The sequence below is a fragment of the Microcoleus sp. D2_18a_D3 genome, from assembly GCF_036702455.1.
GTDB lineage: Bacteria > Cyanobacteriota > Cyanobacteriia > Cyanobacteriales > Microcoleaceae > Microcoleus.
Map to the genome: position 1 here is coordinate 1 of NZ_JAUBTK010000223.1, position 1080 is coordinate 1080.

General features: G+C 45.5%; 2 protein-coding genes. Both read right to left on the reverse strand.

Annotation, left to right across the window (positions count from 1 at the left end; translation table 11 throughout):
- Positions 1–91 precede the first annotated feature (91 nt).
- Positions 92–727 (reverse strand): hypothetical protein, encoded by a 636-nt coding sequence (locus tag QUB06_RS34605; RefSeq protein ID WP_333439358.1) that lies wholly within the window; start codon positions 725–727, stop codon positions 92–94.
- Positions 728–761: 34 nt separating this feature from the next.
- Positions 762–1080, reverse strand: a 319-nt coding sequence (locus QUB06_RS34610) for a hypothetical protein (RefSeq protein WP_333439360.1), incomplete at its 5' end; no start/stop codon positions are given.

Here is a 1080-nt window from a genome sequence, read left to right on the forward strand (position 1 = left end):
CTGGAGTTTAGACTAAAAAACGATCGCATCTAAAAGTAGCTGCCTTTCAACAGAAGGCAAGTTATTGCTCAAAAACTCAAAAGAGAGGAGATTAAACAACTAATCTTGAAGACTTTTTGCGTCGAGAAACCCGTTTCTTGACAGTGGGATATCGCGGTGCCTTAGTCCGTACCTTTCCTGTTTCCCAGCCAGGAGATTTTCCCCTATGTTTAGGTGGTTTCGTAGGAGTACCAATGTCAACTAAAACCGATAACATTGATTGGGCAACACGTCCAGGAGTTAAATCGATCGTAGCAGACTGCCAAGGCAGTCGATGTTCGAGAACTAAATCCCTAGCCAGCCAGAGTTGCCAACTCATCAATGGCATTAAATCACTCCAACGCTCAGATTGTTCGGGAGTTCTCAAGTTAGGCAATGTCCAATGTAATCGTTGCTTAGCAAACCGATACCAATGATCCACTCCAAAACGTCGTAAATACTTAAACCAAACAGTTTCTAAGGGTAGAGTTCGTTCTCCCACCCAAACCAACCACAAGGGTGGAAACGGCTGACCGCTTGACATGGGATTCATTCTTTCGACGAGGATTAAATTAACAGGATGTCCCGGCGCACGATAAAAATGTAAGTCAAGCCATTGACTGACTCGGACTTGTCCCAACTGTGGATGTTCATCAATTTCAATCACAGTATCCGTTTCGAGCCATGTGGTTGGGTCATTGAGTCTCATTTTGAACCCGTGTTTCCGTGGTCTACCGCGACCACTATAGGCTGGTGGTGCCGACCACTTTCCAGGCATTCTTTCGGACTCTCATTAAGCAATCAGCTTGAATATCTGCTTGGGCTAATACCCAAGTTGCATTGCCATATTCTCGATCTAAGACTGCTAATACTGGGTTGACGCTCTGTTGACAGACAAGTTTGAGTTGGGAAGCTGCTTGAAGTATGGGCGAAGACCCACTACTAATTCGTTCATGGAGTAGGGGTAAGGCCCAACTTCCATGAGCTTCAGGTATCCAGGCAATTGTACTGTAGCCCTGTCCGATAATTACGCCCCCCTGATATTCATGGGTTCTGTCTTTT